This window comes from Sunxiuqinia dokdonensis, assembly GCF_001270965.1.
Lineage (GTDB): Bacteria > Bacteroidota > Bacteroidia > Bacteroidales > Prolixibacteraceae > Sunxiuqinia > Sunxiuqinia dokdonensis.
Genome location: NZ_LGIA01000051.1, coordinates 21903 through 28137, shown reverse-complemented (window position 1 = coordinate 28137; position 6235 = coordinate 21903). Strand labels below are relative to the sequence as shown.

Annotated in this window: 5 protein-coding genes; 1 reads left to right on the top strand and 4 read right to left on the bottom strand. The window is 48.3% G+C overall.

What is annotated here, in order from left to right; all coding sequences use genetic code 11:
- Window positions 1-235 precede the first annotated feature (235 nt).
- Window positions 236-1408, bottom strand: a complete 1173-nt coding sequence (locus NC99_RS05275; RefSeq protein WP_053180600.1) for an MFS transporter — start codon at window positions 1406-1408, stop codon at window positions 236-238.
- Between the two features lie 262 nt (window positions 1409-1670).
- Between NC99_RS05275 and NC99_RS05270 the strand changes: the two genes are divergently transcribed.
- Window positions 1671-2258, top strand: a complete 588-nt coding sequence (locus NC99_RS05270; protein WP_162231149.1) for a c-type heme family protein — start codon at window positions 1671-1673, stop codon at window positions 2256-2258.
- Window positions 2259-2894: 636 nt separating this feature from the next.
- On the opposite strand, the gene NC99_RS05260 is transcribed toward NC99_RS05270, so the two are convergent.
- The 3 genes from NC99_RS05260 to NC99_RS05250 form a co-directional block, all read right to left on the bottom strand.
- Complete coding sequence (locus tag NC99_RS05260) at window positions 2895-5138, bottom strand: TonB-dependent receptor (protein ID WP_162231148.1); 2244 nt, start codon at window positions 5136-5138, stop codon at window positions 2895-2897.
- 11 nt (window positions 5139-5149) lie between these two features.
- Window positions 5150-5512 (bottom strand): heavy-metal-associated domain-containing protein, encoded by a 363-nt coding sequence (locus tag NC99_RS05255; protein WP_053180592.1) that lies wholly within the window; start codon window positions 5510-5512, stop codon window positions 5150-5152.
- 82 nt (window positions 5513-5594) lie between these two features.
- A complete protein-coding gene (locus NC99_RS05250) occupies window positions 5595-5981 on the bottom strand; it encodes an HYC_CC_PP family protein (RefSeq protein WP_053180590.1) in 387 nt (128 codons plus the stop codon).
- Window positions 5982-6235 lie beyond the last annotated feature (254 nt).

The window sequence follows — 6235 nt, the reverse complement described above, 5'->3', positions numbered from 1 at the left end:
ATCGATTGATGATTGAACATTGATCTTCCCTGATGCCGGAGGCATCGTATGTTTGTAGAATAGTGTGTGGAAGAAAGATATTTGACCCCGGATGGGGTCATACCGCTGGGGCAACCGCCATTTCTCTATAAACAAACAAACCCCCTGGGTATGTCACCCCTCTCCGGCAACTATCAGAACAGGCCAGCGCCGCTTCGCTCAGGCGAGAAGGACCGGAAACCCGTGCGCCTGTTTTTCACCCCACCTTAATCGCAAAAGCCGCATACAGCAAGTAAAGGGCACCGGCCAAAATAACCAACACCGAGCCCACCTGCGAACCAATCAGGTCGGAGGTGATGCCCATAAAGAACGGCAGCACCGCCCCGCCAAATACACCGGTAATCATCAGCCCCGAAATTTCATTGGCCTTATCGGGGCGTTTCTGAATGGCCATGCCGAAGATGATCGGAAACACATTGGCAATGGTAAAACCAATAACACCGTACAATCCGAAGATCAGGAACTTCTCACCCGCAAAAATCAAAACAACCAAAGCGACTACGGCAATCACAATATTGACCTTGTAGAATTTGGACGACGAAAATTTCGCCAGCAAGAAAGCGCCTAAAAAGGCTCCCAAAGTACGAAGGGCAAAATAAACGCTCGGCCCGTAACCTGCCTGAATCGAATCCAGTCCGGCTCGTTCCATCAATATTTTGGTGGCGGCGGTGTTTACGCCAACATCAACGCCAACCACGAACACGATGCCCAGGAAAAGCAGGAGGATGGTTTTGTCTTTCAGAATGGCAAATACGCTGCTAAACGAAGTCGTGCTGATCGCTACTGGCTCTTCTTCAATGGAGGTGGCCATGAGCCAGATGGTCGACAACAAGGTAACCACCGCATAAATGGGAAAGATGTACTGCCAGTTTCCAAACTGCATAGCGGCAAACGCGGCGATAAAGGGGGCGCTGAACGACGAAATGGCTTTGACAAACTGCCCGGCCGTCAGGCTGCTGGTGAGCAGCTTTTCGCCTTTCACCACATTGGTGAGCAGTGGGTTGAGCGACACCTGCAAGATGGTGTTGGCCACACCCAACAAGGCAAAGGCGACCAAGGACATAAAAAAAGTGTACTCAATCAGCGGAATAAACATGGCCACAATGGTGATGACATTGCTTAAAATCACCGTTTTCTTCCGGCCAATCCGATTCATCAGGATTCCGGTAGGAATTGAAAACAGCAAAAACATGGAGAAAAGGGCCACCGGAATCATGTTCGACAGGGTGTCGCGAAACTCGGGGCTGTAAGCGCCAAGCAAATCTTCCTTAACGTGCGCTGAGGTGATGCCGACCACGTCGCAAAACCCCATCACAAAAAAGCCGAACAAGACCGGCAGAATTTTAGATACTTGTGTTTTATCGTTCATTGGTACTTGGTTTAGTTGGTTTGTTTGTCCATTCCCACAACATCTGGTTGCTGAATGAGGCGAAAGATAAGGACTTGTCGGCAAAAATTAGTGATCAATTGATTTTTCTTTTTTGATAAAAGTGAATTCAATACTGAGTGATACGGTGGTGAGAAGTTGGCCAAATCTCATTTTTAGAAGTCGAAAATTCCAGCGGATCCTGAATCCAAAGAACACCATCGACCGTACGCACAAACAAAACAATTCAACTAAAATGCAAAATATGAAACAAACACTGCTTTTATCAATTCCAATCCTGGCCTGCTTTCTATTATTTTCCTGCGGACAAAAGAACGTTCAAAATGATCTCGATGCTGAAACCTACCAACAACTTCTGAAAACTGGCAGCGAGGTTTCGGCGCAAGCGCAAGCCTCGTTGCTGGCGCATGTTTCGAGTGCTATGAAACAAGGCGGCAGTCTTTACGCGGTGGAATTTTGCAAGCTGAAAGCTTCCTCAATTACCGACAGCCTGAGCAACCAGTACAACTGCACCATATCGCGCGTTTCGGAGAAAAACCGAAATCCGGAGAATAACTTAAAGACGGAAGCAGACAAACAACTGTGGGCGTGGGCCCATCAACTGGATGAGCCGATGAAGGATACAGTGGTGGTGGTGAAATCGAAAGCCGTTTACTACAAACCCATCCGAACAGGCCTGCCAGCGTGTTTGCAATGCCACGGGCCGGTAGAAACCATTGCGCCCGAAACTTACCAAAAGCTGCAAACCCTCTACCCCAACGACCTGGCCACCGGCTACCAACTCAACGAACTGCGCGGCTTGTGGAAGATTGAGTTTGCGCAAAAAAACTGATCGCTTAAAAGATACTTCGCGTGATTAAAAAACAAGCCACTTGCATCGTGAAAGATGTCAGTGGCTTGTCGTGTTTACGCAATCCGTCTTTTCTGAAAAAACGCTTTATACACAACCCTATGCGTATCAATCCTCACTTGATCTGGACTTTTATGAAAGAGCCAGACGACAGAACCCAAGGAAAAAGTTTCGATCCTTAAGTCCCCCACTTCACCCTAAGGTGAAATCGGCGTGGGCCGTCAAAGTCGCCCGGGCCGGCGTAGGCGGGAAGGATTTCCGTCAGTGGCCGGACAAGTTTTGGAGGGTATTCAGGGTTGTGCGCCGGAAAGAAAAAATCCTGAGGCGGGAAGAAGGGTCACTTTGACAAGATTTTTTCCTCCTTTTCATCGACTGGAAAAGGAGGTGCCCGTCCGGCATAAGGACAAGGAAGTATTGATAATAAAACAAACGCTTTGCGATGCGGCGCATGCTGGCCGAGAGCATCCAAATACAGAATGACTGCGCCTTGCTTTATTTATCGCACTTCAAGCCCGTTGACTGGTTTCCCTCAAAGAAGCATATAAATTTAATAGTTTTTGCGACTCCAGTATGTTTGTATATAAAGCGCAGTTGTTGAAAAAAATGACAAAGGCTTATTTATTGAATCCGGAACCGAAGGCCAACGTACGATTTCCGTCCCAAGATCGGGCCCCAAATCAGGGAGCTGTCAAAGTAGGGACTAAACGGCTGGTCGCTGGCTATAATCGGATTGTGTTGTTTGTAGTCGGCCAGGTTTTCAACGCCCACATACACTTCAAACCGTTCGCTAAACCGTTTGCTCACCTGCGCATTCATCAGGAAAAAGTCAGGTGAATAATTATCCATCCGAAACTCCTCCGGATTGGATTCCGTATTGGGAATTCGCTTTTCGCCCTGCCAGTTAATGGTGTAGTCGAAGCTCCACGCGTTACGGGTTTCGTAAGCCAGATTCAAGAATGCCCGGTGGCTGGCCAACAAAGGCTTCGCCAACAAACCTTGCTGATAGGTGGTTTTCACATCGTACCAACGATAGGCCAGGCGGGCATCCAGTCGCTGAATCAACTCATAATCGAGTTGTGCCTGAAAACTGGTGGAGTAGGATTTTTCATCTGACTCAAAAAAGATTGCCTGCTGCGGGTTTTGATCCAAGTCGAGCACCACCTGGCTGGAAAAGTCTGTTTGGTAAAAATCGAAGCTGACGCTTCCGGGCCGGTAGCCCAACTCAAACTTCTGGGTCAGGTTCAAGCCGTAGTTCCACGCCACTTCGGGCCCAAAGCCGTACGGATGATCATTGGCTTTTCCCTGAAACACAATCTGGCGTGAACTGGCCAGCACGCCACTGTTCTCGCTGATTACGCTGGCTGTGCGCTGGCCACGCCCGGCCGACAACCGCAGCACGGTTTGCTCCGCCGGCGCATAACGAATGTGCAGGCGTGGCGTTACAAAGGCTCCGTACGAATTGTGATGATCGGCACGCAAACCAGCCACCAGGCTAAACGCATCGGACGGCAACCAGCTATACTCAAAGAAAACACCCGGAACCGATTCTTCGCGGTTGAAAAGGGTGTCGTTCAGGCTTTCACGAAAATCATCATACTGAAGAGAAGCCCCTGTTTTAAACTCGTGGTTGGTGTTGCCAATAATACTCTGGTAAATGAAATTGGCATAGGCCGATTGCTGCTTGGCATGGTAGGCATTCAAACCAAAATAGCTGTCCTGCTCATGGGTGATACCCGCCAGTTGTAAGCCCATCGATTTCCACGGAAGATCATAAAACACCTTCCCTATCTTTGCCCAGCCTTCCAGCCGCTGCACATCGACGTTCATGCCCCAGGCATTGGTTGTCAGGGCATCTTCAGGCCGAAAGTCTACCTGCCCGCCTTCGCTGGTCATGGTCGATCCCTTGATGCCAAACTGCAGGTGAATGCCCTGTCCGCCATTATACGTCCAGCGGTTCAGTGCTGTAAACGTGCTGCCGGTGGGCATATCCATAAAGCCATCGTTGTTGTGATCCAACTTCTCGGAATTATCTTTTCCATGCAGCAGCAGGGCGGTTGACCAATTTTCATTTTTAAACCGGTGAGCCAGGTTCAGGTTGGCTTCCAGCCGGCTTTCGGCATTGGCAAACAAGTTCAAATACAGTCGCTCGGCCACATCGGGCTTCCGCATTTCAATATTGATTTGCCCGGCAATGCTTTCGTAGCCATTCACCACCGAGCCCGTTCCCTTGTTTAGTTGAATGCTTTCGATCCAGGTTCCCGGAACGAGTGTCAAGCCGTAAACCGAAGCCAAGCCGCGCATGTCCGGAATATTTTCACGGGTCATCTGGACGTACGGCCCGGCCAGCCCCAACATCTGAATCTGGCGCGACCCAGTCACCGCATCGGTAAACGAAACATCAATACTTGGGCTGGTTTCAAAACTTTCACTCAGGTTGCAACAGGCTGCTTTACACAGCTCCTTCTCGCCAATCTGCTCTACCTTGATGGATCCCAGCATGGAGATTTCGGTTGATTTCTGCCGGTGCACCACTTCCACTTCACCCAACTCGCGCGAAGCATCCATCACCACCATCGGAATCTGGTCACCCGTAACTTCCAGCGTATCGTTTGAATAACCAATATAACTAAACACCAATTGGTTGGTTTTATCAGTCCGCTCCAGGGCGAATTGTCCGTCATGATCCGAACTGGTACCAATTGTGGTGCCTTCCCAATACACATTGACGCCAACGAGAGGCGCCGTCTTTCCATCTTCTGTTTGCTCTGCTACTTTGCCTTTCACAACATCTGGGGCGAGTTGCGCCCACCCGTACAACGGAACTACAAGCAGCAGGAAAACAAGCCATCCCTTCTGATTCATGTTCATTTGAATTAGTGAATTTCTACTCCGTCGCGGTATTTACAGCAATCGCTAAGTTGCGCGTATGCTTCATCGGTGGCTTTCACCTTTTTCGTGTCGTGCCCGGCTTTGGCAATGGCCTGATGAATGGCGTTTTCGTCGACTTTCTTGGTAGAATAGATGACTTTGATTTTTTGGGTATGCTTGTCCCACTCAGCCATTTTCACACCTTTGATGAGTGCCGCTTTTTCAATGCGCTTTTCGCACGCGCCACACACGCCGGAGACTTCAAATTCGAGGGTTTCTACTTTTTTCTTTTTCTCGCCATTTTCGGCAAAAGCGGTCAGGGTAAGAAACAGACCGAGTATAACGAAATATAAAATTGATGTTTTCATTTTTGTCAGTTTTTAAATTGATGCCATAAGAATATCAGGCTCGTTGGAATAACAGCCCGTTCGTGATCGATCAATTGAAAAGCTAACCGTAGTAAACCAGCGAGCAATGCAGCAACCAGACCGGCTCGTTTGGCGGGGGCAAAGAAGCATTGTCAGTGCTAGGAGATTCTTTTACCGTACAAGAAACAGGCGGATGAACCGACGCCGGAGCAGCTAAATCTGCTGCTGTCTCAGCGATGTTCAACCTCAAATTACCGGGAAGTGTTTGCTGTTCTTCAAACTGAATCACCTTTGATGCATAGTGACAACAGTTGGAACTGCACGCACCATCTTCGTCACAACAGGAATTCGCTTCTGAAAAAAGCTGTACGGAGGCAATTTCGCCTGAGCAATAATGCACCTGCACAGCCATGCCGACTGTAACGAGCAGGTAAAAAACAGCAAATATGATCGCCATCGCTTTTTTCATCAGGCTGTAAAAAATAAGGATAAAAATTGAATTCCATTATTCTGTTAACATAGATTTAGAAATCACTTCTTATCAAACTTCGGTCGTTGTTTTAAAAAAATACAGCAATGAGATGCAAATGAGTCTTGAACGCACGAACCAAGAATATCCCTTATGTTGAAATAAAAAAAATGCTATCTTCGATGCGTAAACAATGCAAATAGCACAATTACGAGTAAAAAACTGACGGAATCGACAAAACCGACGGAGACCAA

What these genes read in the sequence shown, in the direction of transcription:
- NC99_RS05275 (WP_053180600.1), bottom strand. Translation starts at nt 1,408, where the DNA reads ATGAACGATAAAACACAAGTATCTAAAATTCTGCCGGTCTTGTTCGGC.
- NC99_RS05270 (WP_162231149.1), top strand. Translation starts at nt 1,671, where the DNA reads ATGAAACAAACACTGCTTTTATCAATTCCAATCCTGGCCTGCTTTCTA.
- NC99_RS05260 (WP_162231148.1), bottom strand. Translation starts at nt 5,138, where the DNA reads ATGAATCAGAAGGGATGGCTTGTTTTCCTGCTGCTTGTAGTTCCGTTG.
- NC99_RS05255 (WP_053180592.1), bottom strand. Translation starts at nt 5,512, where the DNA reads ATGAAAACATCAATTTTATATTTCGTTATACTCGGTCTGTTTCTTACC.
- NC99_RS05250 (WP_053180590.1), bottom strand. Translation starts at nt 5,981, where the DNA reads ATGAAAAAAGCGATGGCGATCATATTTGCTGTTTTTTACCTGCTCGTT.